The sequence below is a fragment of the bacterium genome (genome assembly GCA_016716565.1).
In the GTDB taxonomy this organism is placed as follows: Bacteria; Bacteroidota; Ignavibacteria; order Ignavibacteriales; family Ignavibacteriaceae; genus IGN2.
The window spans coordinates 19,984-46,576 of record JADJWC010000003.1; the positions used below are offsets into that span (position 1 = coordinate 19,984).

The 26,593-nt window shown below is 36.3% G+C and carries 21 protein-coding genes and 1 tRNA gene; 20 read left to right on the forward strand and 2 right to left on the reverse strand.

The features are described 5' to 3' along the window. Positions 1 to 54: 54 nt before the first annotated feature. The 12 genes from IPM14_12205 to IPM14_12260 all read left to right on the forward strand — a co-directional run bounded on the left by IPM14_12205 (position 55) and on the right by IPM14_12260 (position 14,905). Positions 55 to 1,155 carry an AI-2E family transporter gene (locus IPM14_12205; protein MBK9098859.1) on the forward strand — a complete coding sequence of 367 codons (1,101 nt, stop codon included), beginning with the start codon at positions 55 to 57 and terminating at the stop codon, positions 1,153 to 1,155. A gap of 226 nt (positions 1,156 to 1,381) precedes the next feature. Beyond that, the gene (locus IPM14_12210) at positions 1,382 to 2,458 is read left to right on the forward strand and encodes an efflux RND transporter periplasmic adaptor subunit (GenBank protein ID MBK9098860.1); all 1,077 of its coding nucleotides are present in this window, start codon (positions 1,382 to 1,384) and stop codon (positions 2,456 to 2,458) included. Beyond that, positions 2,458 to 5,643, forward strand: a complete 3,186-nt coding sequence (locus tag IPM14_12215) for a multidrug efflux RND transporter permease subunit (GenBank protein ID MBK9098861.1) — start codon at positions 2,458 to 2,460, stop codon at positions 5,641 to 5,643. Before IPM14_12210 ends, IPM14_12215 begins: the two co-directional genes overlap by 1 nt. Continuing rightward, positions 5,643 to 5,816 (forward strand): hypothetical protein, encoded by a 174-nt coding sequence (locus tag IPM14_12220; GenBank protein MBK9098862.1) that lies wholly within the window; start codon positions 5,643 to 5,645, stop codon positions 5,814 to 5,816. The genes IPM14_12215 and IPM14_12220 overlap by 1 nt, the downstream gene beginning before the upstream one ends. A gap of 12 nt (positions 5,817 to 5,828) precedes the next feature. Further along, positions 5,829 to 7,091: an efflux transporter outer membrane subunit gene (locus tag IPM14_12225; protein MBK9098863.1), complete on the forward strand. Its 1,263-nt coding sequence runs from the start codon at positions 5,829 to 5,831 to the stop codon at positions 7,089 to 7,091. Between the two features lie 155 nt (positions 7,092 to 7,246). After that, positions 7,247 to 8,143, forward strand: coding sequence for a polyphosphate kinase 2 family protein (locus tag IPM14_12230; protein MBK9098864.1), 897 nt, complete (start codon positions 7,247 to 7,249; stop codon positions 8,141 to 8,143). Between the two features lie 48 nt (positions 8,144 to 8,191). Next, positions 8,192 to 9,277, forward strand: coding sequence for a calcium/proton exchanger (gene cax, locus IPM14_12235; protein MBK9098865.1), 1,086 nt, complete (start codon positions 8,192 to 8,194; stop codon positions 9,275 to 9,277). Between the two features lie 11 nt (positions 9,278 to 9,288). Continuing rightward, the gene (locus tag IPM14_12240; GenBank protein ID MBK9098866.1) at positions 9,289 to 9,966 is read left to right on the forward strand and encodes a VIT1/CCC1 transporter family protein; all 678 of its coding nucleotides are present in this window, start codon (positions 9,289 to 9,291) and stop codon (positions 9,964 to 9,966) included. Then, entirely contained in the window at positions 9,963 to 10,589 is a 627-nt protein-coding gene (locus tag IPM14_12245) for a hypothetical protein (GenBank protein MBK9098867.1), read from the forward strand. The genes IPM14_12240 and IPM14_12245 overlap by 4 nt, the downstream gene beginning before the upstream one ends. Before the next feature lie 38 nt (positions 10,590 to 10,627). Beyond that, entirely contained in the window at positions 10,628 to 11,062 is a 435-nt protein-coding gene (locus tag IPM14_12250) for a hypothetical protein (GenBank protein MBK9098868.1), read from the forward strand. Continuing rightward, positions 10,948 to 11,745 (forward strand): BamA/TamA family outer membrane protein, encoded by a 798-nt coding sequence (locus IPM14_12255; GenBank protein ID MBK9098869.1) that lies wholly within the window; start codon positions 10,948 to 10,950, stop codon positions 11,743 to 11,745. The genes IPM14_12250 and IPM14_12255 overlap by 115 nt, the downstream gene beginning before the upstream one ends. A 319-nt stretch (positions 11,746 to 12,064) precedes the next feature. Beyond that, positions 12,065 to 14,905, forward strand: coding sequence for a hypothetical protein (locus IPM14_12260; protein MBK9098870.1), 2,841 nt, complete (start codon positions 12,065 to 12,067; stop codon positions 14,903 to 14,905). A 76-nt stretch (positions 14,906 to 14,981) separates the two neighbouring features. Here IPM14_12260 and argF read toward each other — a convergent pair whose 3' ends face one another. Next, positions 14,982 to 15,983: an ornithine carbamoyltransferase gene (argF, locus tag IPM14_12265; protein MBK9098871.1), complete on the reverse strand. Its 1,002-nt coding sequence runs from the start codon at positions 15,981 to 15,983 to the stop codon at positions 14,982 to 14,984. 180 nt (positions 15,984 to 16,163) lie between these two features. Here argF and IPM14_12270 point away from each other — a divergent pair, with 180 nt between their 5' ends. Next, complete coding sequence (locus IPM14_12270; GenBank protein ID MBK9098872.1) at positions 16,164 to 16,760, forward strand: hypothetical protein; 597 nt, start codon at positions 16,164 to 16,166, stop codon at positions 16,758 to 16,760. A 16-nt stretch (positions 16,761 to 16,776) separates the two neighbouring features. Here IPM14_12270 and IPM14_12275 read toward each other — a convergent pair. Further along, positions 16,777 to 16,851: transfer RNA gene (locus IPM14_12275), tRNA-Pro, on the reverse strand. Between the two features lie 246 nt (positions 16,852 to 17,097). Between IPM14_12275 and IPM14_12280 the strand changes: the two genes are divergently transcribed. From IPM14_12280 to IPM14_12310, 7 genes are all read left to right on the forward strand, one after another. Then, entirely contained in the window at positions 17,098 to 18,288 is a 1,191-nt protein-coding gene (locus IPM14_12280; GenBank protein MBK9098873.1) for an OmpA family protein, read from the forward strand. 229 nt (positions 18,289 to 18,517) lie between these two features. Further along, positions 18,518 to 19,069 carry a bifunctional pyr operon transcriptional regulator/uracil phosphoribosyltransferase PyrR gene (gene pyrR / locus IPM14_12285; GenBank protein MBK9098874.1) on the forward strand — a complete coding sequence of 184 codons (552 nt, stop codon included), beginning with the start codon at positions 18,518 to 18,520 and terminating at the stop codon, positions 19,067 to 19,069. Positions 19,070 to 19,071: 2 nt separating this feature from the next. Continuing rightward, positions 19,072 to 19,992, forward strand: coding sequence for an aspartate carbamoyltransferase catalytic subunit (locus IPM14_12290; GenBank protein ID MBK9098875.1), 921 nt, complete (start codon positions 19,072 to 19,074; stop codon positions 19,990 to 19,992). A 10-nt stretch (positions 19,993 to 20,002) separates the two neighbouring features. Continuing rightward, the gene (locus IPM14_12295; protein ID MBK9098876.1) at positions 20,003 to 21,295 is read left to right on the forward strand and encodes a dihydroorotase; all 1,293 of its coding nucleotides are present in this window, start codon (positions 20,003 to 20,005) and stop codon (positions 21,293 to 21,295) included. Between the two features lie 142 nt (positions 21,296 to 21,437). Then, on the forward strand, positions 21,438 to 22,241 hold the full coding sequence (locus tag IPM14_12300) for a hypothetical protein (GenBank protein MBK9098877.1): 804 nt from the start codon (positions 21,438 to 21,440) through the stop codon (positions 22,239 to 22,241). A gap of 67 nt (positions 22,242 to 22,308) precedes the next feature. Beyond that, entirely contained in the window at positions 22,309 to 22,761 is a 453-nt protein-coding gene (locus IPM14_12305; GenBank protein MBK9098878.1) for a DUF4783 domain-containing protein, read from the forward strand. Then, positions 22,761 to 26,591 (forward strand): HAMP domain-containing protein, encoded by a 3,831-nt coding sequence (locus tag IPM14_12310; GenBank protein MBK9098879.1) that lies wholly within the window; start codon positions 22,761 to 22,763, stop codon positions 26,589 to 26,591. The genes IPM14_12305 and IPM14_12310 overlap by 1 nt, the downstream gene beginning before the upstream one ends. The last annotated feature ends 2 nt before the right edge of the window (positions 26,592 to 26,593 follow it).

A 26,593-nucleotide genomic window follows, 5' to 3' on the forward strand; every position in this document is an offset into this window, starting at 1 on the left:
CGGCAGGATGCATTTAAATGTGTTTTAATAATTATTTATTTGGAGGAAACTATTATGGCAGCAATAGATCAAAAATTTACTGATGAAGCGTACTATACAAAAGCCATAGCCGTCTCTTTAAGAATTGGTTTTGTCGCGTTATTGGTTATTCTGTCCTACTGGATACTTAAACCATTCTTATTTGTAATTATGTGGGGTATCATAATAGCGGTTGGTATTTATCCATTATTTAAAAAGTTTGCTGCATTACTTGGTAACAGAACAAAACTTGCTGCTACTATAATAACTTTGTTTGCATTAGCAATTTTAATTGTGCCATCATATTTTTTAATGGAATCTGCAATTGGGGGTATAAAAAATCTTGCTGCAGAACTGGAAGAGGGAACATTTAAAATTCCACCTCCCGATGACAATATTGCAGATTGGCCGGTGATAGGAAAACCGGTTTATGATGCATGGAAACTTGCTTCAGTCAATATTGAGGGAGCTATCAAAGCATTTGAGCCCCAGATAAAAGAATTTGCATCAAATATTTTTGCCGGTATTCTGGGATTGGGTTCTACTGTACTGCTCACACTTGTATCTATTATAATTGCTGGTGCATTATTAGCAAAAGCAGACTCTGCAGAAATTGTTGCACGGAAAGCATTCAGAGTCTTAATTGGTAAAAAAGGTGAGGGATTTACAGAACTTGCTGGTGCTACAATAAGAAGTGTTGTCCAGGGAGTGTTAGGTGTAGCATTTATTCAAGCTGTAGCATCCGGGATTGTGATGCTGATATTCAACATCCCATTAGCTGGTCTCTGGGCGTTGATTGTACTATTCCTTGCAATAATTCAGCTGCCGCCATTATTAATATTACTTCCTATTGCCATTTATGGCTTTAGTTTCCTGGATACAACTTCCGCGATAATTTTTCTTGTACTAAGTGTAATTATTAGTTTTTCTGATGCATTGCTAAAACCAATTTTCTTAGGCAGAGGTGTTGACGTACCTACTTTAGTAATATTACTTGGCGCAATAGGCGGGATGATGCTTGCCGGTGTCATCGGATTATTTGTCGGTGCTGTTGTTCTCGCAATCGCATATAAAGTTTACCAGGCTTTACTTAAGGACATTTCGCTTCCGGAGGATGATACTGTAAAGCAGAATTAAATCAGAAATTGAAGCAGTTACAGGAAGTTAAAATAGAATAATCTGAACTATTATAATTAAATTTTGCCAGAGTAAAAATTTTATTAATAAAAAATCTAAAGTTCTTTTCCTATAAAGGAGTAATAAAAATGATGAATCTGAAAGACGATCAGATGTCTTCACTCGACTATTTTCAATAATAGCAACCAGCTTTATACTCTTCGCTTGCGGCGAAGAAGCTGTTGAAATGAAACCTCTTGAAGTCAAAGTAACAAAAGTAGTCGCAAAAGACGTTCCAATTACCCGTGAATGGGTTGGCCAGACTCTCGGTGCTGTTGACATTGAAATACGTGCGAGAGTAGATGGATGGCTGCAGGGAATTTACTTTGCAGAGGGAAGTGAAGTCAGAGAAGGAACCTTACTTTATAAAATAGATGCGACTGAATATGAGCAGGCAGTAGCTGAGGCTCAGGGTAATGTTGCTTCAATAAAAACACTGTTAGCGCAGGCTGAGGATGATGTAAAACGATATACTCCTCTCGCAGAAGTTGGTGCAGTAAGTAAGCGTGACCTCGAAATTGCAATTTCAACTTACGAAGCTAGAAAAGGCGAATTGGATGCAGCAATGGCAGCATTGAATATTGCCCAAGTCAATCTCGGTTATGCAACAATTACGGCTCCCATTACCGGATTGATTGGTATCTCTGCTGCAAGAGTTGGGGATTTTGTAGGTCGTCCACCTAATCCTGTAATTTTAAATACTATTTCGAGAATTGATTCTATCCATGTCCGCTTTTCAATTTCGGAACAGGAGTATCTCTATCTCGCTAAAAAATTAGGCGAGATAGAAAAAGATCCGGCAAGAAAAAGAAGAGAGCTTGAAATGGTATTAGCTGATGGCTCAGTTTACGATCAGAAAGGCTACGTTGTTTTTGCTCAGAGACAAATTGATGCTACAACAGGAACTTTACAATTTGAAGCATCCTTCCCTAATAAATCAAAAATTCTCAGACCCGGACAGTTTGCAAAAATTCGAACTGTTGTTGAAGAACGAAAAGGTGCTTTAGTAATTCCTACGCGTGCAATGGTAGAACTTCAGGGACAGTTTACAGTTTTCGTTGTTGATGAAAACAATAAAGTTCAGCTTAGAGTAGTGAATACATCTACCACCTTCGGTCAGTATACAGTAATTGAATCAGGTTTGAAGGAAGGGGACAGAGTTATTGTTGAAGGAATGATGAAAGTAAAACCTGATATGGTTGTTGCTCCTGTCGATTTTATAATGAATGAAAATGCTGATAAGAATCCAGGGGGAAATAAATAATGGCAAATTTTTTCATTAACCGACCGATTGTTGCGATGGTTATCTCCATCGTGATGGTTCTCGTTGGAATAATAGTAATGCGGGGACTTCCAATATCTCAGTTCCCCGATATTGTTCCTCCGATGATAAACGTTACGACAACATACATTGGTGCTTCATCTGTAGACGTTGAACAATCAGTTGCAACTCCGCTTGAGCAGCAGATCAACGGTGTTGAAAACATGATTTATATGAAGTCCATCAATGCAAATGATGGAACTCTCACTTTGCAGGTTTCGTTTGATGTTGGTTCTGATCTGGATATGTCAAATGTTCTTACACAGAATCGTGTTAACCAGGCAACCGCATTTCTCCCAGGTTCAGTAAAAAATTATGGTGTCACAGTAAAAAAATCTCTTGTTTTTCCTTTACTTCTTGTTACATTAAAATCGCCGGAAGGGCAATTCGATAATAACTTCCTCAGCAACTATGCATCAATAAATATCAATGACTACCTTAGCAGAACTAGAGGTGTTGGTGATGTAAAACTTTTCGGAGGTAGTGATTATGCAATGCGTATCTGGGTTAAGCCTGATGTTCTTGGTAAACTCGGTCTAACAGTTCCTGAAATTGTAAAAGCTGTTCAGGATCAGAACGTTATTAGTCCTGCCGGACAAATTGGTGGTCCGCCTGCACCAGAAGGCACTGATTTTACATATACAGTAAGAACTCAGGGAAGATTATTGAATGAAGAGGAGTTTGGAAATATTATAATCCGAACTAATCCCGATGGTTCACAGCTACGTATGAAAGATATTGCCAGGATCGAACTTGGTACTCTGCTTTATAATATGATTGGAAGAAACAACGGTAAACCTGCTGCCGTAGTTGCAGTATATCAGCTTCCCGGATCAAATGCTATTGAGGTAGCAGAGCAAATAAAAGAGACGATGAATGAACTTTCGAAAAATTTTCCTCCGGGAATGGTTCACGAAATTTCTCTCGACACTACTCTTCCAATAGAAGAAGGAATTACTGAGATAGTTCATACTTTATTTGAGGCAGTTCTGCTAGTTATACTTGTTGTGTTTATCTTTTTGCAGAACTGGCGTGCAACGTTAATTCCGCTGCTTACAGTACCTGTTTCATTGATTTCAACATTCATTGTTTTCCCGATGCTTGGCTTTTCGATAAACACTCTTTCACTATTGGGAATGGTGCTTGCAATCGGAATTGTGGTTGATGATGCGATAGTTGTTGTAGAAGCCGTTATGCATCATATCGAACATGGGATGACACCTAAAGAAGCAACAGTTCAGGCAATGAAAGAAGTATCAGGACCCGTAGTTGCAATCGCTCTTATCTTAGCTGCTGTATTCGTACCGGTAGCTTTTATGGGTGGAATTACAGGAATGTTGTATCAGCAGTTTGCTATTACAATTGCTATCTCAGTTTTGTTCTCAGCTTTCAATGCACTCACATTAAGTCCGGCATTAGCAGCAAAGCTGTTAAAACCAAAAGGAGGAAAAAAATCTCCACTGGAAAAATTTTATGTATGGTTCAATAAAAAGTTTGATAAGTTCACTGGAAGCTATCTTTCACTAACAAGCATTCTGGTTAGAAAAATTTCCAGGAGTGTGATATTCATAGGAATAGTCTTAGTGTTGACTCTTCTTTTGTTTAAAGCTGTTCCAGGTGGATTCGTTCCTGAAGAAGATAATGGCTATTTCCTGATAAACGTACAGCTTCCAGATGCAAGTTCGCTTCAACGTACTGATTTAGTTTGTAAAAAAGTTGAACGGATTCTTGCTGAAACACCAGGTATCGATAACTATACAACCATTTCAGGATACAGTATCATTACTCAGGTAGTAAGTCCAAACGTTGGTGGATTTTTTATTTCCATGAAACCCTGGGGTGAAAGAACCGAAACCTCTCAAAGATCTTTTGAAACTATAAGAGCCTTAAACAAAAGATTTGCTGAAGAAATTCCTGAGGCTTTTATTTATGTGTTCGGACCGCCTGCAATCCAGGGATTAGGCACCGGTGCCGGTTTTACATTTTTACTTCAGGATAAAAGCGGAAATACACCGGTAGATCTTAGTATGGAAGTTCAAAGATTTATAACTGAAGCAAAGAAAAGACCGGAGATTGGAAATATTGCTACGTTTTATAGAGCAACAGTTCCACAAGTTATGGCTTCTGTTGATCGTGATAAAGTTTTAAAGCAGGGAGTTACAATTGCGGATGTAAATACAACGCTTGGCTCACTGCTCGGTGCAAATTATATAAATGACTTTAACAGATTTGGCCGAGTCTATAAAGTTTACCTTTCAGCAGAAGGCGAGTATCGTGATGAAACCTGGGATCTCAGTCAATATTTTGTAAGAAATAATCAAGGCAGTATGGTTCCTCTCAACACACTTGTTAAGATGGAATCAACCAGAGGTCCCGAGTATACAAACCGCTTCAATCTTTTCCGCGCAGCAGAATTGACAGGAGTACCTGCACCCGGATATACATCTACAGATGCAATCAATGCACTTAAAGAAGTTGCTGATCAGGTTCTTCCGCAAGGTTGGGGATATGATTGGGCGAATATGTCTTATCAGGAAGTTAAAGCAGCCGGAACAGGTGCAACGGTTTTTATCTTTGCACTACTCTTCGTATTCCTGATTCTTTCTGCTCAGTATGAAAGCTGGTCTTTACCTCTCAGCGTTTTACTCGGAGTTCCTTTTGCTGTATTTGGAGCAATGACAGGATTGTGGATTGCAAGATTTTTCAGTGACAGTTATGTGAATAATGTATTTGCTCAGATTGGTTTTGTAACTCTCATCGGACTTGCGGCTAAAAATGCAATTCTGATTGTAGAGTTTGCGAAGATGAAAAAGGAACAAGGGATGGAAGTTGCTGCTGCTGCACTCGATGCAGCTAAACTTCGTCTCCGCCCTATTTTGATGACTTCATTTGCATTCATACTTGGAGTTCTTCCACTTGTAAGAGCATCAGGTGCTGGTGCTGAAGCTAGAAAAGTAATGGGACTTGCAGTGTTTGCCGGACTTCTGATTGCAACATCCCTTGCAATCTACATAATACCATCTCTCTTTGTTATGGTAGAAAAATATTTTGTGAAAGAGAAAAAAACTAAAGAACCTTCTCCAGTAATTGCACAAAATCCCGGTTCAGAGGAGAAAGGAGGACACTGATGAAAAAAATATTTATTTCAATTTCGTTTTTGATTTTTATTGTCGGCTGTTCAGTTGGGCCAGATTATGTTCGACCGGATCTTGAAATGCCCGATAGTACGATCTATATGCAGAATTACACTGTTGAAGATAGTCTTGCTTTGGCTCTGGCAGATACAACCTGGGGGGAATGATTCGGCGACACTGTGTTGACTTATTTGATCAAAACAGCTGTTCAGGAAAATAATGACATAAAAATTGCAGCAGCCAGAGTAGATCAATATATGGGATTGTACGGAGTTGAAGAATCCAACTATTACCCAAAGTTTGATGCAGGAGCTTCAGGAAGAGTTGGTGAAACAAATATTGATGGTACAAAATTCAGATCTGAAAGATATACTTTAGATCTTTCTGCATTCTGGGAAATTGATATCTGGGGAAAAATTAGAAGAGCAAATGAAGCTGCTCTTGCCGATTTACTTGCCGCTGAAGAAGTAAGAAGGGGCGTCATCCTTTCGATTACTTCGTTAATTGCAAGTAGTTACTTCGATTTACTTTCTCTTGATGCTCAACTTGAAATCGCAAAAAGGACAGTTGAATCACGTGCAAAATCATTAGAACTGTTCCAGCAGAGATGGGAAAGAGGTGACATATCTCAGCTAGAAATAAGTCAGCTTGAATCAGAATATTGGTATGCAAAATCACAAATTCCATTTCTTGAAAAAAGTATTGTTCAATTAGAAAATGCAATAAGTGTTTTGCTTGGGAGAAATCCCGGACCAATACCACGAGGACAAATGATTAACAATTTGATTTTACCCGAAATTCCTGAAAGTCTTCCATCTACATTGCTTGAAAGAAGACCTGATGTGTTGGAAGCTGAACAACAGTTAGTTGCTGCAAATGCAAGAATCGGTGTAGTTAAATCTCTTTACTACCCTTCACTATCGTTGACAGGCTTACTTGGATTTTCGAATAATGATATCGCAAAACTTTTCGAGCCAAGTTCATTTGTCTGGAATGCCGGTGGAAGTTTGCTCGCACCTATATTTCGTGCTGGAGAAATTTCAAGCCAGGTTGAATCAGCTGAAGCAATTCAGAGACAGGCATTCTTCAATTATATAAAGTCTGTTCAGACTGCATTTAGTGATGCACAGAATGCTTTAATTGAAAGAAAGAAGACTGAGGAAATTTATTTTTCAGATGGTAAAAGACTGGATGCAATCACCACATATTATAGCTTATCTAATATGAGGTATGAAGAAGGTGCAACAAGCTATCTTGAAGTATTGGATGCGGAAAGAAATCTTTTTAATTCAGAGCTCGGTTATGTTCAATCAAGAGCAACATTATTGAAAAGTGCTGTAGGAATATTCAGCTCACTTGCTGGCGGATGGATTGATAAAACTGCTTGGGAAGCTTATCAGCCGATGAATCCGGTTGAACATTCAGAAGATGAAAATAAATAATTTTTATTGGGTTAAAATCCAATTTATTGTTCTGTAATTCGTTGACCACATCCTAAAGGATGTGGTTATTAGCCCCGACCTTTAGGTCGGGGTTCTAAATTTTGTCTAATATTAATTGGCTTTAGCCCAATTATTATTTCAATATGAGGTGACAAATGAAGAAAAAAGAATCTATTAAAAGAGCAAAAAAATTTGTAAAGCCTTTTAGGATAACGGATGGAAAAGATTTCCGGCTTAAACACATTGATCCCGCAGATACACTCAATTTGAAATCTGAAGACAAACCAAGAGCAAAGGAAGCTCTTCAAAACGGAATTGAACTGCTTGCAGAATTGCAGGATAAGCTTTATGCACAGGACAGATGGTCAATTCTTCTGATCTTTCAGGCAATGGATGCAGCAGGAAAAGATGGTGCTATAAAGCATGTAATGTCAGGTATAAATCCACAAGGCTGCCAGGTATTTTCTTTCAAAGCTCCAACCAGCGAAGACCTCGATCATGATTATATGTGGCGATGTATGAAACGTTTGCCGGAACGAGGTCGCATTGGAATTTTTAATCGCAGTTATTACGAAGAAACTCTCGTTGTCCGTGTTCACGAAGAAATTCTCGCAAAGCAAAAGCTGCCTGAGAAACTTGTTACAAAACATATCTGGGATGAAAGATATCAAGACATACGAAATTTTGAAAAGTATTTTTCCAGAAACGGAACGGTCGTCAGAAAATTTTTCCTTCACGTTTCAAAAGAAGAGCAGAAAAAAAGATTTTTAGAAAGAATAGATAATCCTGAAAAAAATTGGAAATTTTCTTCTGCGGATGCAAAAGAACGCGGATACTGGGATGAGTATATGAAAGCATACGAAAATATGATTCGAAACACTGCCACAAAACATTCGCCATGGTACGTTGTTCCAGCAGATAATAAATGGTTTACTAGATTAGTAGTAGCTGCAGCAGTTATTGATGCTCTCGCATCTCTGGAATTAGAATATCCCGAAGTTGGCGAAGAAAAGTTAAAAGAACTCGCAGAAGCTAAAAAGTTGCTTCAGTAGTCCGGGTTAGATTCAATCATTCAATCAACAATATAGAGGGCAAAGTAAATGAAAAAGTTTTTCAAACCGGGTCCTAATTGGCTGCTTGCTTTCATACCAATCTCGTTTGCACTTGAGACTGCTCACGCTTCAGAGCCATTGATTTTCTTTTCTGCAGCTCTATCAATCATACCAATTGCCAAGCTAATAGTTCATTCAACTGAGCAACTTGCAACATATACAGGTGATGCAATTGGTGGTTTACTAAATGCAACGTTCGGGAACTTCCCGGAATTAATTATAGCAGTTGTTGCATTAAAAGCCGGACTATACACAATGGTATTAGCTTCAATTGTAGGCGCAATTCTAGCAAATCTTTTATTGGCGCTGGGTCTTTCATTTTTTATTGGAGGAGTAAAGCATCACATACAGGAATACAATCCAGCCAGTGCACGTGTATATGCTTCTATGATGTTTATGGCTGTAATAAGTTTAGCAGTTCCTAGTTCATTCAATTCACTATTCGGGACACAGGATGTTTTAAGACAAGAGAGTTTACTGAATATTGGACTAGCAATTGTACTTCTGCTGGGCTATGGTCTCTATCTTTTCTTTATGATAAAAACACATCCAGAGTTCTTTAAAAGCAATAAAGATGAAGAAGATGAACATCACGAAGACCGCTGGTCAAAAGGTCTTTCAATTCTTATGCTGGTAATTGCATCGGTTGGAGCAGCATTTATGAGTGAAGTGCTGGTCGGTGCAGCAGAAGGAACAGGTGAAGCTCTCGGTATGTCTGCTACATTTATCGGAATTGTATTTCTTGCAGTAGTTGGAGGTGCAGCCGAAAGTTTTTCTGCGATTGCGATGGCACAGAAAAATAAAATGGATCTTAGCGTTGGAATTTTACTGGGAAGTTGTATTCAAATTGCATTATTTGTTGCACCAGTTCTTGTGCTTCTAAGTTTGGTGATTGGTCCTTCTCCTTTACATCTCTCATTTCCGAAAACTCAGATGGGAGCTTTATTCTTTGCAGTACTGATTGGTTCCTTGATTTCCGGTGATGGCAGATCGAATTGGTTCAAGGGAGTACAATTAATTGCTATTTATATAATTGTTGCTTTGATGTTTTTCTTTACACCTGATGCAATTTAGGGAAGAGTCGTATGTCAGAAAAAAATCTTTGGAAGAAAATTCAAAGCGAAGCTGGAAGTGCTTTAGATCCGATCAGCAGAATTTCTGAAGTACTTTTTGGATTAATCATGGTTCTATCATTCACAGGTTCAATCAGTGTAGCATCCGATGGTAAAGCTGAGATCAAGGATTTGTTATGGGCTGCCCTGGGATGTAATCTTGCTTGGGGAATTATAGATGGAGTATTTTATTTAATGACCAGGTTGTTCGAAAAAGGTCACGCATATTCAGTTTTAAAAAAACTAAAATCTACAACTGATAAAGCCGAAGGAAGAAAATTGCTTACTGATGAGTTGCCCCCAATTATTTCGGTAATACTGAAACCAGAAGAAGTTGACCAGATTCATGAAAGACTGGTAAAGCTTGGGGATGTTCCTAAATCAGTGCTATTTAGCTGGTCGGAGTTGAGAACTGCTTTCATAATTTTCCTGCTCGTATTCACCTGTACTTTTCCTGTCGCACTTCCATTTATTTTTATTAATAATACTGCATCAGCGCTGCGAATTTCGAATGGAATTGCATTACTAATTCTTTTCATTGGCGGGTTTTCAGTTGGTAAATATTCTGGTTTCCGGCCATTTGTATCCGGGATCGCAATTCTTTTACTCGGAGTTACACTGGTTGCAATTACAATGGCACTTGGCGGATGAAAACTGTTTGCTTTATTTCGATTTGTAATTTATTTCTGATGTTAACCTCAACCATATTTGCTCAAGAGGAGGATAATTTAACCTCTTCTGAATGGACTTTTAGTGCTGAAACTGATCTATATTTCACTGAACCATTTATCTTCCTTCCAATCATTATTGCAGATAAAAGTAATCTTCATCTTGAGGCTCGCTATAATTATGAAGATTTAAAAACATTTTCAGGATGGGTTGGATATAATTTTTTTGGCGAAAACGAATTTGAGTTCTTTATCACACCAATGGTTGGCGGTGTTTTTGGAAGAACAAACGGAATTGCGCCCGGATTAGAATTCACATTCAGCTATATCGGATTTGAACTATACAGCGAATCGGAATATTTGTTTGACTTCGAGTCAGAAGAAAATAATTTCTTTTACAACTGGACTGATTTAACTTATTCACCTTTTTATTGGCTGTGGTTTGGAATGAGCGGGCAGATTACAAAATTATATAACACCGATTTGGAAACTGATCGGGGTTTATTACTTGGAGGCTTATATCAAAATTTTGAAATAGGATGTTATTTTTATAATCCCTTTGAGGATGAGTTCTTTTTTATGCTCTCATTATCAACAGAATTTTAGTTTAATTTCGTACTGAGTCTATATTCAATTAGCGAACTATGAAAAAAATATTTGTCTTTGTAATTATAATAGTTTTTCAACAGCTATTGTTTTCTCAATCGGAAAAAACTGATTCAACAGCTATTCAAAAACCCGATACACTGGCTGTCCGTGGTGTTGACTGGCTTGCTTATCCGTATATTTTTTATTCACCTGAAACAAGTCTAGCATTCGGTGGTGGTGGAATTGTATACTTTAAATTGTATGATGATCCAAAAGCAAAGTCATCGAGCATCACACCATCATTTTATTATACAGTTAACGGACAGTACGATGTAACTATCATTCCTGAACTTTTTTATTTGAAGATAAACTTAAAATCTGGTCAAAGTTCAATTACTCTTCATACTTTGATCGCTATTACGGAGTTGGAAACCAAACTGCGGAGATTGAAAATGATCAATACCTGCAGGATAATATTCAGGCTCAAATAAAACTTCAGCCAAAACTTTTTGATGACCGCTTGAATATCGGAATCAACTATGAGATAAGAAATATGTCGGTGGTAGATACTAAGGGGAATCCTTATCTGGAAAATGATTCAGCTATTGTCGGAAGGGAAGGTGGATTAACTTCGGGTTTGGGACTGGCTGTTTCCTGGGATACCAGAGATAATAATTTCTTCCCTTCGAGCGGTGGTTATTATGAAGCTTACGCAAGTAACTTTTTTGAATTTCTCGGAAGTGATTTTGATTATAGCAAAAAAGTGGTTGATCTCCGGCATTATTGGAATCCAACATCAAGTCATGTTCTTGCATTGCAAGCATATTTGTTAAGCGAAGGCGGAACTCCTCCTTTTTATGATTTGGGATTACTTGGTGGAAGCAAGCTTATGAGAGGAACAATTATGGGCAGATATCGGGACAAAACTTATTATGTCATTCAATCAGAATACAGATTGCCGCAGCTTGTCTGGAGGTTTGGATTAATTTTATTTGCAGGAATCGGTGATGTAGCACCTTCGGTAGGAAGAATAACTATATCAACCGTAAAACCAACTTATGGTTTTGGAATACGTTTCAGGTTCGATGAACTTGAAAAGGTTGATATCAGAATGGATGTTGGCTTTGGTAAAGGCAGCAACGGAATTTATTTCGATATTAATCAAGCCTTTTAACTGTTTGCAGATCAGGAATAAAGATTTTCATTAAGAATTTAGTGCGATTGAAAGAAGTTACTGAATTGAATCATTCTAAATCCAAAAAGAAAAAATCACTTTCCCGAATAATTCTTCTATCAATCTTCTCTTTAACGGGAATATTAATTTTTTATTTTGTGCTTTTGTTCGTTGTATTTCTCATCTATAAAAACGATATCAGTAAAACTGTTTTATTATCTTTAAATCAGAAAATCAATGGCCAGATTTCTTTTCTGATCTTTCATTTACACCATTTAAAAACTTCCCGAACGCATCCATTAGGTTTGAAGATTTATGCTTGATTGAAAGCAAAGACTCAACTTCCAAGCTTAATTCGATCCCGGTATTTAAAATTAAAGAAGCATATGTTTCGATAAATGTGGTTGATCTTTTTTCTTCCAATATCAGTGCTTCTGAAATTTCTTTTGAAAATGGCAGCATTAATTTAATTGTGTATCCGGATAGTCAGATAAACATCGTAAAAGCCATCAAGGGAGCGAATGAAGATGAATATGAAGCCAAAGATGAATTAAGTAAAGCAGATAGTACAAAAAAAGAAGAGCAAAATATTCCGACACAAAAGCCCGAATTATCACTTCACATTGAGAATCTAGAATTTGTAAATATTCTGGTTAATGCTGAAAACAAGTTCAAGAAAAATAAAATTCAATTTAGAATTGAAAGGCTTCAGTCAGACTTTTCATACAAGCAGAAAGAAATTACTGCATCCATTGATTTTGATGGTCACATTGATTCCTTAATCAAAAACAATGCATCAATTCTTAGTGATCTTCAAATCGGAATTAATTCAAATTTGCAAATCAATCCAGATTCAGTTTTTGTCTCTTTCAATGAAGGAAATATTTCGATCGGCAAAGCGCAGTTTCAATTCAACGGAATATTTAACTCAAAAAATGAAGGGTATATTGATGTTTCAGTAAAAGGAGTAGATGAAGATTTCAGTCTCTTCTCACTTTTTCTCAGTGAAACAGGATTAAGAAATTTAAAATCGGGCAGAGTTGATCTGGAGGCACGAGTCAATGGAAAAACTTATTCTGAATTTCCGGTAATTGATGTTTCGTTCGGATTAAGTAAAGTTTTCCTGACCAACCCAATCACCAAAAGAGAAATAAAAAATTTGAATCTTACAGGAAATTTTACATCCGGTAAAAACGATGATTGGTCTGAAGCTGAATTAATAATAGATACGTTATATGCTGATTTGCCTGATGGCTTTGTGAAATTATCCGGCTCAATAAATAATTTTACCCAACCTCAACTAAATCTAATTTTGTTTCTCTCGGCGGATGTAACCGGACTCGATAAATTATTCAGTTTGGGAACAATATCAGATCTGCAAGGAAAAATTGAAATAACCGATAAAATTGTTGGCAAGTATTTAATCAGTGAAAAGCGTTATGTGAACGAGATGAATGAAGCCAAAATTTCTTTTGAAGATTTTGGATTAAATGTTCCAGGTACTATTAGGTTTGATAACATCAATGGAATAATCAAAAGAAATAATGATGATTTAGAATTTGCTAATCTGAAAGTGGTTTCAGAAGGAACAGATTTCCTGATAAACGGTGAAGTAAAAAATGCTATGGCTTTGCTGTTCAACAGGGAAGAGGACATTACCGGTGATCTTCAAATAAAATCAAAAGTTTTCGACTTGCCGAATTTTTTATTTTTTGATCCTTCGATTAAGAGAGACTTCAATCATCGCATTCTTGATATTGATGTGGATGTAATTGCGAAAACTTCTACATCAAAAGCGGCAAAGTTTAAATCATTCCCTGAAATAGAATTTCAAATAAGAAAGATTAATGCAACTGCGGAAGGTTTCCTCCCAAGATTAAAAATCAATTCCGGGACATTTAAAATCAGCGAGAATATATTAGGGTTTAATCTGAAGTTCACCAATTTTAAAACGGATTTTCTGACAGGAAACTTTAACTTCACGGGAGAATACAACACTTCAAAATATCAACCCTTCTATATAAAGGCTGAAACTAATTTTAAGAATATTAACTTATCGGAATTATTTTATGCGGCGGAGGATACTATTCCTGAAATAATGAATGGTAAGCTTTCAGGAAAATTTTTTACTGAGCTTCAATTCCCGACTGACTCACTCGTTTTGAAATATGTAAAAATTAAAAATTCGAACGTAGTTTATGAGTTTTCAAAGGACACGATTACTGCAAAAAACTTTCAATTGTTTTTGACTGATATTTATTTTAACGATAAAATAAATCCCAATCCACTCGCTACAATATTTTTAACAGCAAAATTGAAATCAGATATTATTTCCTCGCGCAATTTTAACTTTTCTGATCTTGATTTTTCCATTAATTCCAGGAATGGCACCTTCGAAATTAGATCTGAAGTCGTAAGACTGTTTGGAGAAAATGCCAGGGGTAATTCAACTTTTACTTTATCCCCGTTTGTAAAAAATCCAAAATATAGTCTTGTTTTCAATGATGTAAATTTCAATGCTGAGAAATTGCTGGAATCTTTTAATGAAAATCCGGTTATTGCTGGACCACTTAATCTTTCTCTGAATTTGACTTCGAGCGGAGAAGAATGGGAAAATATCGTTGATAATATTCAGGGAACAATTAGCCTATCAGGAGAAAATCTTTCTCTCAATGGACTAGATGCGGATGAGATTATTGATAAATTCAAGCGGAGTCAGAATTTTAATCTGATAGATCTTGGTGCTGTACTGCTTGCTGGTCCGGTCGGACTTGCTGTAACGAAAGGAACTGACTTTGCAAGAGTGTTTGTATTTAATTCAGGGAAGACCACAAAAATTGTAAAGATGGTTTCCAACTGGGAAATAATTAGTGGCGTCTTTAAGATTGAAGATGCGGCTTTTGCAACAAATAAAAATCGAGTTGCATTAGTTGGTTCAATCGGATTCGCTGATCAGGAACTCGATCTGACAATTGCACTTTTAAATAAAAACGGATGCAGCATTTTCATTCAGGATGTCTTCGGAGATTTAAACTCACCCGAACTCGGTAAAGTGAAAGTAGTAGGTACTCTTCTGGCACCTGTTAAAAATTTGACAGATGATTTACTCGGAGTCGAATGTGATGTTTTCTACTCAGGATCTGTTGAACATCCGAAATAATAAGGCAGTATTAATAGCTGGATTGTCATGAGTGAGTTACACAAAACAAAAATCCAGCTTAAAAAATCAACCTAATTTATTTTCCAAGCGTAGCAACCATAACAGCTTTTATTGTATGAAGTCTGTTTTCAGCCTGATCGAATACAATTGAATGTTTCGATTCAAAAACTTCTTCAGTTACTTCCATTCCATCCAGACCATATTTTTTATAAATCTCCTCTCCAACTTTGGTATCACGATTGTGAAACGCGGGCAGACAATGAAGAAATTTAACTTTTGGATTACCGGTTAGTTTTATGACATCCATATTTACCTGGTATGGTTTCATCAATTTAATTCTCTCATCCCATTTTTCTGCAGGTTCGCCGAGAGAAAGCCAAACATCTGTATAAAGAAAATCAACACCGGAAACACCTTCTTTAACTTTTTCAGTAAGTGTTATTTTAGCTCCTGTAACTTGAGCAATTTCCTTACATTTTTTTACAAGACCCTCTTCAGGCCAATTTTCTTTTGGGGCACAAAGTCTAACGTCCATTCCCATCTTTGCTCCACCTACCAGTAATGAATTGCCCATATTATTTCGTGCATCACCAAGATAGCAATAAGACATTTTATTCAGCTTTTTCTTTGAATGTTCCTCCATTGTTAAAAGATCAGCAAGTACCTGTGTAGGGTGAAATTCATCTGTCAAACCATTCCAGACAGGTACTCCTGCGAATTCAGCCAGCTCTTCAACAATTGATTGTCCGAAACCTCGGTACTCGATGCCATGGTACATTCTACCCAAAACACGAGCTGTGTCCTTCATTGTTTCCTTATGTCCTATCTGAGATCCGGTTGGACCGATGTAAGTTACATTTGCACCCTGATCGAATGCCGCAACTTCAAACGCACATCTTGTTCTGGTTGAAGTTTTCTCGAAGATGAGAGCAATATTTTTCCCTTTAAGTTTTTTCTTTTCAGTGCCTTTTTTCTTTTCTTCTTTTAATTTAATTGACAAGTCCAGTAAGAAACGAATTTCTTTAGGTGAGAAATCAAGTAGTTTTAAAAAATTTCTCTGTTGTAATTTTACGGCCATATCATCTCCAGGTTTTTAAATAAAAAATATGTACTTCAATTAACCAAAATTAATCTTTTAACCCTGAAAACTGAAAAGCAGACTTTAATGACTTTTTGAACTACAATAGTGAATATTGTTTCTTGTTCAGGATAGTATAATTTTCACATTAGAAATTTAACACTTTATCAAGGAGAGAAAATGAAAACTAAAATCTGTTCGTTTATTTTTGCGGCTATTTATTTATCGACAGTATTTGCAGTCGATAATTCTTACAAGGAAAATACTGTGAACCAGAGCAAACCTGATCAACCGCCGGCATCCGAAAGCAGATGGTACTATGGAGGTAATATTGGCTTCAACTTTTGGAATGACTATTTCTATATTGGAGTTTATCCTCTTGTTGGATATAAGATAACTCCTAAATTATCACTTGGTGCAAAGGTTGGTTATGCATATATAAGTGATGATAGATATGAACCATTCCCGGCTCTTAAGACAAGCAACTATGGTGGCAGTGTATTTTCAAGATATCGAATTATTCCGCAACTGTACGCTCATGCCGAGTTTGCTTACTGGAGTTATGAAAACATTAGTTCGTTCAATGTACTAAACAACACTTATGAAACCGAACGCTATTGGGTTCCTTATTTATTACTTGGCGGTGGATTTAGTCAGAATGTAGGTCCCAATGTTTGGGTTTTCGCAGAAGTTTTATTTGATGTTATAAATGATGAAAACTCACCATATGAATCAGGTGATCCTTTTGTAAGTTTTGGTGCAGGTGTAGGTTTTTAAATCTTTAATAAATCTGTCGGGGTGGGGGGATTCGAACCCCCGACCTCTTCGTCCCGAACGAAGCGCGCTAGCCAGGCTGCGCTACACCCCGAAAGAGATTTTACAATTCAGCAAATTTTACCCTGATAAAATAAGTTTTTCTTAATAAATACGCTAAACTCAATTGTTTTTCTTGGAAAGGTTTTTGTGATGCTAACTGTTTAATAGCAAAGAAGTTATAGGTTACAATTATTGTTTTTGTTTAATTTTTATAATATTTTAGCAGTTGTCAAAAGTAATAATGACATATTTATATGAATAATAAAAACATCTATCACAATTATAAGAGGGTATCATTATGAAAAAATTATACACCATTTTAACACTTTCTGCTGTTTTACTTCTTATGAGTAATTCAGTTGCTCAGGATAGATCCGTTGCTACAGATGCATGGGCATTCGGATTTGGATTTACCTATCCTATGTATGTTGGAATAAATGGTGCATCACTCAATACCAGTGAATTTTATGGAGGTCATATCCTTATTCAAAGAAACTGGTCAGAGCATGTTGCATCCAGAATAAAAGCTTCATACAACCATGTTGCAGCTCAATACTATGAGAATTATGCAGCAAACAATGGTGAATATGTAACTAATAACATGATCACTGGAGATCTTGATCTCCTATACTATTTTAATCCCTGCGAACCCTGGACATTATTCCTTGTAACAGGTATTGGAGTTAATTATAACAAACCTGAAAATGCACAATGGGCTGATGGTGAAGGTGGATTCGTTGTAAGTGAATTGGATGAAGAATCCAATACAGGTGCACAATTCAATCTTGGTGCTGGTATAGAGATTAAAATAGGCGAAGATTGGAGAATACGCGGTGAAGGTACATATCATACCATGGGTAACAGTAAAATAGACGGCAGAGATACCAGAGATGGTAGTTCAGATGGTTTCTTTGGCGGCAGCTTCTTTGGTGGAAATTCCAATGATAGCTGGATTCACGCTGATCTTGGTCTTCTCTATTATTTCAGCAAAGGCGAACCTTCAAAATACTGTCAGCTTTATACAGGCTTAGGTGAAGTTGATTATAACAAAATTGAAGATATAGTTAGAAGATATCAGACAACTCCAACAGAAGTTGATTATGATAGAATATGCGAAATCATTAAGAAATGTATGGGCCCGGCTAAAATGGAAGATAAATGGGTGCTTGTTGGTGTAAACTTTGATTTCAACAAAGCTACTTTGAGACCTGAATCTTATGCAATTCTTGATAATGCTGCGGCAATTCTTCTTTCTCATCCTGATGTTAGTGTTGAAATTCAGGGTCATACAGATCAAATTGGTTCCGATAAATACAACGACGAGCTTTCAATGAAGAGAGCTGAAGCAGTTAAGAAATATCTTGTTGCTAAAGGTGTTGATGCTGGCAGGTTAACAACTTCCGGTAAAGGAAAGAGCCAGCTGTTATTCAAAGAATCGGATACTGAAAGCAGATTCTACAACAGAAGAGTTGAATTCCACGTTAAGTAATCCGTGTAAAAAATAGCTGAAATTTTGAAAAAGGGATCTGAAATATGATCCCTTTTTCATTTTAAATGCTTATTGGTGTTAAGTAGCTTTTTATGCTTTGATTTTTTTTGTAATTTTGTTTCGTTAAAATTATTTACTAACCTTTAATTCTATCCGGAGAGATGGAGAAGGAAATGAAGAAAAAAAATATTGGTGCCTCCAGGAGAAATTTCTCAGGAGGTTTTTTTGTATGAAAATTAAAACTAAAGTCGCAGACGCTGAGGGTCTTGATCGAATACTCACCAGAATAACTCACGAAATTTTAGAAAAGAATAAAGGCTCTAGGGATCTTGTCCTGATGGGAATGCGCACTCGTGGCGAATTTCTCGCTCGGCGTATTCACGAGAAATTAAAAATTATCGACGGAGCTGATTTACCTTTGGGTGTTCTTGATGTAACGCTTTACAGGGACGATTTCCGGATGAGAATAAAACAACCTGAAGTTTCAGTTTCTGATATTACTTTCGATATAAATGAAAAGCATATAATTCTTGTTGACGATGTACTGTACACCGGCAGAACTGTTCGATCAGCGATGAATGCGATAATGGATCTTGGTCGTCCTGCTTCAATCCAGCTTTGTATTCTTGTTGACAGAGGACATCGTGAACTTCCAATCAGAGCAGATTATGTTGGTAAGAATATCCCGACATCTCAAAACGAAGAAATAAAAGTTCGCTTGACAGAAGTTGACGAGGAAGATGCCATCTACCTGATTGAGGTAGATAGGAAGGAAGATTGAATATGCCGTTAGCAAGCAGACATTTACTCGGATTACAAGGAGTTCCAAAGGAAGACATACAAACAATTCTTGATACGGCACACACTTTCAGGGAAATATTAGAGAGACCGATAAAAAAAGTTCCAACGTTACAGGGTAAAACAGTCGTTAATTTATTTTATGAGAGTTCAACGCGAACAAGAATTTCTTTTGAGCTTGCTGAAAAAAGATTATCGGCAGATGCAATAAACTTTTCGGTTTCAGGAAGCAGTGTTAGTAAAGGTGAAACTTTTAAAGATACGATCAAGAATATTGAAGCAATGAAAGTTGATATGGTTGTCGTTCGGCACGCTGCTGCTGGCACTCCACTTTATCTTACAAGGATCTCAAGTTCAAATATTATTAATGCCGGTGATGGAACACACGAACACCCAACACAGGCACTTCTTGATATGTATTCAATAAGACAAAAGCTTGGTCGTTTGGAGGGCCTGAAGGTTTGCATTGTTGGTGATATTTCTCATAGCCGCGTTGCGCTGTCAAATATATATGGTTTAAAAACCATGGGTGCAAAAGTTTCAGTATGCGGACCATCTACTATGATTCCAAGAAACATTGAAGACCTTGGTGTTGAAGTCATTTATAATATTGATGAAGCGATTCAGGAAAATGATGTACTCAATGTACTCAGAATTCAACTAGAGAGGAAAGCGAGAGAATATTTCCCGTCTATAAGAGAATACTCAAAATATTTTGGAATTACTCAGGAAAGATTGGATAAAAATGGAAAAGATATTTTGATTCTGCATCCCGGTCCGATTAACAGAGGCGTTGAACTCTCCTCCGAAGTTGCAGATGGTTCAAACCAGATAATTCTTTATCAGGTGACAAACGGTGTTGCCATTAGAATGGCAGTTTTGTATTTACTTGGAACTCTAAACTAATAGATTATTTATGAAAACAGTTTTAACAAATGTTGATGTAATTCATCCCGAAGAAAATTTAAATCTAAAAAATGTATCTGTGCTTCTCGATGCGGGTGTGATTTTAAAAATTGGTGAACTTACTAAAGATGAAATAGAAGGCGCTAAGAAATTTGATTTTTCCGGAAAAATTCTTGTCCCGGGATTTTTTGATATGCATGTTCATTTAAGAGAACCTGGAAGAGAGGATGAAGAGACTGTCCAAACAGGATGCAACAGCGCAGCTGCAGGTGGTTTTACCGGTGTTGCCTGTATGCCGAATACTGAACCGGCAATTGATACTGCAGAAGTTGTAAAGTTCATTAAGGAAAAAGCTGCTGAGCATCTGGTCGAAGTTTATCCTGTTGCAGCAGCTAGTCTTGGTCGTAAAGGTGAAATAATTTCTCCGATGGCAGAATTAATCGAGGCCGGTGCAGTAGCTTTTTCAGATGATGGTGTTGCAATTAAAACTTCTTCCGTTCTAAGGAGAGCCTTTGAATATGCAAATATGTATAATGCACCAATCATTGAACATTGTGAAGATGAATCGCTCGCCGATGGTGCGATGAACGAAGGAATTAATTCTACTTTGCTTGGATTGCCGGCCATTCCTTCTGTTGCTGAAGATATTATCGTCAGTCGAGATATTTTAATGGCTGAGTATACAGGTGGAAGAATTCACATTGCTCATATCAGCACAAAAAATTCCGTGAATCTTGTTCGTGAAGCAAAGAAAAAAGGAATTAAAGTTACTGCTGAAGTCACACCACATCACTTTACACTCACTGACGATGCATTAAAAACTTACGATACAAATTTTAAGATGAATCCACCTCTTCGTTTAAAAGAGGATATTGATGCAATCATTAAAGGACTTAAGGATGGAACTATAGATTGTATAGCTTCAGATCATGCACCTCACTCACTTGAGGAAAAAGAATCTGAGTTTCAGTATGCCCCAAATGGTATTGTTGGATTTGAAACTTCACTCGGTTTATCATTCTCAGAATTATTTCACAAAAATAAACTGAGTTTGGATGAGCTGATAAAAAAGTTGTCTATCAATCCTCGAAAGATTTTAAATCTGCCTGTTCCAAAATTTCAAATCGGTGAAATAGCAAACTTCACTATTATTGATCCGAATCTTGTGTGGACAGTGGATATAACCAAATTCAAAAGTAAGTCTAAAAATTCTCCGTTCGATAAAAGATTACTAACCGGAAAATCTGTTGCAGTAATTAATCAAAGAAAAATGTTCTTTGATAATCAATTCATCAATCTTTAAACTGCATAGTATTTCCTAAACATCTGTCCACGATTATATACAAGAAAAGCTTGATTTTAGCTTAATTATTTACAATTTAAGCATTTTTTCATTGGCATTTCGATTGGATTCTATTAAAAGGAAAACAATAAGAGGTGACAAAATGAAAAATCAAATAAAACTTTTCGCAGCAATTTTTCTACTGGTTTACATAACTGGTTGTGATGTAAATGAACCGGAATATATCGTGGACAACGTTCCCCCAACACCACCGACCGGAATCAATGTCTTTGTTGGTGATAACAGAGTAGACCTTACATGGTTTGATAATAGGGAACCTGATTTATCTGGTTATAATGTATACTACAGCGATTCATATAATGGTAAATACTACATTATTGGCTCCTCCGCATACAATTTCTTTATTGATGATGAAGCTGTAAACGGCGTTAAATATTATTATGCAGTTACGGCTTATGACTACAATGGAAATGAAAGTGATTTAAGTAAAGATGTTATTTATGCAACTGCAAGACCTGAAGGATTTAACCAGTCGATATTTGATTTCCGCAGATTCCCAAATAATTCAGGATATTCATTTGCTCTCGAGTCAGTCGTAGCATATGATAGCCAGGATGCAGATTTCTTCTTTGAAAACTATCAGGGCACATTTTATCTTGATGTTTGGGACGATACTGATATTCAGGATATGGGACCGACGAACGATATTTATGATATTCCTTTTGCGCCGACTTCCGGATGGTCAACTACAAAAGATGCAATTGCCATAGTAGGACATACTTACGTAATCTGGACCTGGAAAAATCACTTTGCAAAGATTCGAGTCTCGAATATTACAAATGACAGGGTTGTATTTGACTGGGCTTACCAATTAGCTGAAGGTGAAAGGCAGTTAAAGCCTGCATTTGGTCAGAGAAAGCCACTTGAAACGAGAAGAACGAGGTAATTGATGGGGCGTTTGCCCCATCTTCTTTTATAGATTTATGAACATGAATTAATTAAATTTCGGGCAAATGAAGACTTTATTTTTTAATATGGTGATGGCAATTTTGTTGCTGGGAACCAACCAATTGATTGCACAGGAAGAAAATTTTAAGCAAAACCTTTCTAACGGCAACAAAGTTAAAATTCAATCAATCATATTTAGAGATATAGAATCCGGAATTACTAATAATGACGTTAAAAAATTTTCACAATATTTTTCTCCTCAGCCGTATATCAGTTTAATCAATGGAGTTAACGGCTATTATTCATCCAATCAGGCATTTTATATTCTGGAAAAATTTTTCAACGAATACCGCGTGGTGACTTTCGAACTGGAGGAAGGCAAAACAGAAGGCACAGTTTCGTACGGCAAGGGTGATTACCAGTATGAAAAAAAAGGTCGACGTGAGTCAGCGCATTTGTATATTACTCTTACTAAATCCGGTAGCAAGTGGTACATAACGCAACTTTCAATTAACTGATGAAGAAAAAAATATTATCCTACTTCAAAGGCGATAGAAAGTATTTTGCTATCGTCTTTTTTATTTTCCTTCTTATCGTTATAACCGGATTAGTTACACCAATTCTCATTGAAAGTAAAAGATCTGATTGGGATAGACAATTATCAGATAAAATATTTCAAGTTGAAGAAGGAATAAAAAATCTACTTTCTGAAAAAGAGAACGAATTAATATCTGCAAAAAACCTAATTAAAAACGATTTACAGCAATCCTTATTTGAAGAAAAGTACGAATACGGAAAATTAATTTCTCTACTTAATAGTGAAAATTTTAGTTCTTATTCAATAGAAATTGTTGCACCGAACGGTAAAATAATTGCCTGGAATAATTTGAGTGCTATCAGGCAGGAGGAAGTCTTTCCGTTTGTTTATCCTGTAAACGAAGTTTACTTCTTTAATTCACCACTGGTTACTTATTTGACTTTAATCGATACGATGATTTTGCATGGGGATAGGTTTTATCTTTTATTAAGTAAGCCCATTGAAAAACAATACTCTCTTCAAAATAAATTCTATAAAGAAATAAGTTTTACTGAAGAGTTATCCCAAAAGTTTAATACGCTTTTCAAAGTATACTATGATCCCTTTTCACAACCCTCCAAAGATGGCAGAAAACATTCAGTAATTTTGCTCAACTTGCAAAAAAGTAAGATAGGTCTTGTTGACTTTTTCAAACCATCGCTTAGTTATGAAATAACAGAAATACAGGAGACCGCAACCAGGATCCAGATTTTTTTACTTGTTGCCGGATTACTTTTTCTAACTCTCGGTATGAAATCAGATTTTCAGAGCATAAAATGGAAATCAATACGGCTTCTTACTCTGATTTTCTATTTTACTGTTTTAAGAATAATCCTCTACTGGTCAGGTTTTCCATCGAGATTTTTGAACGGTCCGCTAGTTGATCCGGCTTATTTTTCTTCAACATTTGCATGGGGAATAGTTAAAACGCCGATTGAGTTTTTTGTTACCAACGTCTTCCTTGTTATCATTGGTTTAAAATTCTTTCAGTACATTTTAGATTATTTTGCAGAAGAGGAGAACGGCAAATTTGCACTTCTGAAATTCATTCTATCACCACTGATTGCAATTCTTGCTTTTTACACTTTGAGAGGATTCGCAGCTTCAATCAAAAGTGTTGTCTTCGATTCGACAATCAGATATTTCAAAGAACCTGATTTGATACCGAGTGTTCCTGCATTGTTTATGAACCTAAATATACTGTTGCTTGGATTGGCAGTTGTGTTTGTTGTCATTTCATTTATACTCTTGATCGGTAAATTTATTAGATTATTTAAGAGAGAAGCAACTTTTACAAAGTTCATCAGTTTATTTTTATTAATTCAAGTTTCATGCTTCATCTTTTTTATCAAGCAGCCTGAACCACTTGTTACTCCGTTTATGTGGCTGGCATTTTTAACACTTATCTTTCTTGTGCTGGCAAACCTTTTATTCCGAAACAGAAATTTTACGCTGAACATAATTTATTCTTCTCTGATTGCTTCAGTGATTGCTATTTCAATGCTCAATTATTTTAATCTAGAGTTGGAAAGAAGATCATTGAAAGTGATCGCTTACGAAGTAAACAGGGCGAACAAAGAATTGCTTTCGTACCTGGTTGAAGAGACATTGAGAAATTCAGTGCAAAACGAAAACCTGGTTGCATCATTATATAAATTGGATTCAAACTTTGATTCTGAAGCGTTCATTGCCTGGAGTAAAAGTTCACTTCAAAGGGAATCACTCAATTCCGAGCTTATCATTTTCGATAGAAACCTTAAACCAAACGGCAGGTTTAATGTCGGGTTTGATGAATCAATCGATTATAAAAAGCTGCTAACTAAAACTGAGTCCGGGATATCAATAAGCGAAATTAAATCGACTTCAAAATATGGGATTACTTATGCCGGAATTGTTCCTGTAGAAAATAATAATATCATAGATGGTTACATTGGTGTAGCAGCTGAGTTTAATGTTGAAAATCTTGGTGCAGCAGATTTCCCGGATTTTCTTGAATCAAATAAAGCTGCAATTGGTTCAGTAGTAGATTTAAATCTTGTCAAAATTTTTGAGTTTGCTGACAGGAAGCTGCTAAGTGTGAAAGGGAATGTTTTCCCCTCCAAGGAGCAACGCGAACATTTGATTAATGTTAAATTGTCACTTGATGGAGATGGCTGGACAAATCTTTCTTTTAACGGTGAGGATTATATAACATATGTATTGAAAACAAATTGGGATGGTACAGAAAAAACAACTGTTGTTTCCATAAAGGAAAAAGAAATTGCCTGGAGTCTTTATAACTTCTTCAAAATATTTATCGTTCACTCATTATTCATACTTATCCTCGTGACACTTTTGATTTTCTTCCGGGCAATTAAATTGAAATATTCTTTCAGAACAAAACTGCTTGGTGCATTCTTACTGGTATCTATTATACCAATTATTGCACTTGCAGTTTATAATCGCGAAGTAGTTCGTGAAAGAACTAACGCTGCTATATTTAGTGAATTAAGTAAGAGATCTGAGTACCTGGAAAATCATGTAAAAGCTCAAATTCAAAAACATCCGGAAAGGGATTTTCTTGCAGCATTTGAAAATGCGGGAAAAGAATTAGGAATTGCATTTACTGTTTATGAAAATGCAGAAAGAATTTTTAGTTCGAAATTAGAATATTTTGAAAACCGTTTGATTACCGGAAAATTAAAATCCGAAGTTCACTACAATCTTAATTATCTCAGTTATCGGGAAACACTTACAAAAGAAGCAATCGACAATTATGTATACGATGCATACTATAGGAAAATTGATATCGGAGGGAAGGCTTTTATTCTTGGAGTGAACGATGCATTCAACAAGATCGAATTGTTTTATTCACCGGTCGATGCTGATATATTTTTATTCGGAATCTATTCATTCGCTGTTATTGTGATAACACTGCTTAGTACGCTATTCGCTAACCAGATATCCTCTCCGATCAGGCAGCTTACAAGAGCAACAAATGCAGTTGCACAAGGGGATTTAAGTGTGCAGCTCGAGAACAAAGAAAAAGGTGAGTTGAAAGAATTGGTCGATGGTTTTAACTCGATGACGAACGAGCTTCAGAAAAATCAAAATGATATTGCTGAACTTGAAAGAGAAAGTGCCTGGAAAGAAATGGCAAAGCAAGTGGCTCACGAAATAAAAAATCCCCTTACACCAATGAAACTTTCAGTACAACAGATTGTAGCAGCATATAATGATAAGAAAACGGAATTTGATGAAATACTTAAAAAGCTTTCACAAGCCATCCTGAACCAGATTGATAATTTGAGTCTGATTGCTTCTGAGTTTTCTTCTTTTGCAAAAATGCCGAGTCTTAAACTGGAAGAATTTGATTTAATATCTGTGGTCAGTGATACAGTCCACCTATTCGGTGATGAAGAAGCTGAAATTAAATTTCATACTGAAGCAGATAAAGTGATCGTTGAATCTGACAATTCGCAAATGCGGCGTATGTTCATCAACCTGATAAGAAATTCTATTCAAGCTAAAGCAAGCTTAATAGTTATCAAAATTACTGCTGAAGAAGGATATGCGATGATCAGAGTTTCAGATGATGGAAAAGGTATATCAACTGAAAATCAGAATAAAATTTTTGAAGCAAACTTTACTACAAAAGAAAAAGGTCTTGGTATTGGTTTAAAGTTAATAAAGAGATTTCTTGAGAATACAAATGGCGAAATTAAATTAATTTCATCTTCACCCGCCGGAACTGAATTCGGGATCAGGATTCCAATAAAAAATCAATCTTAAAA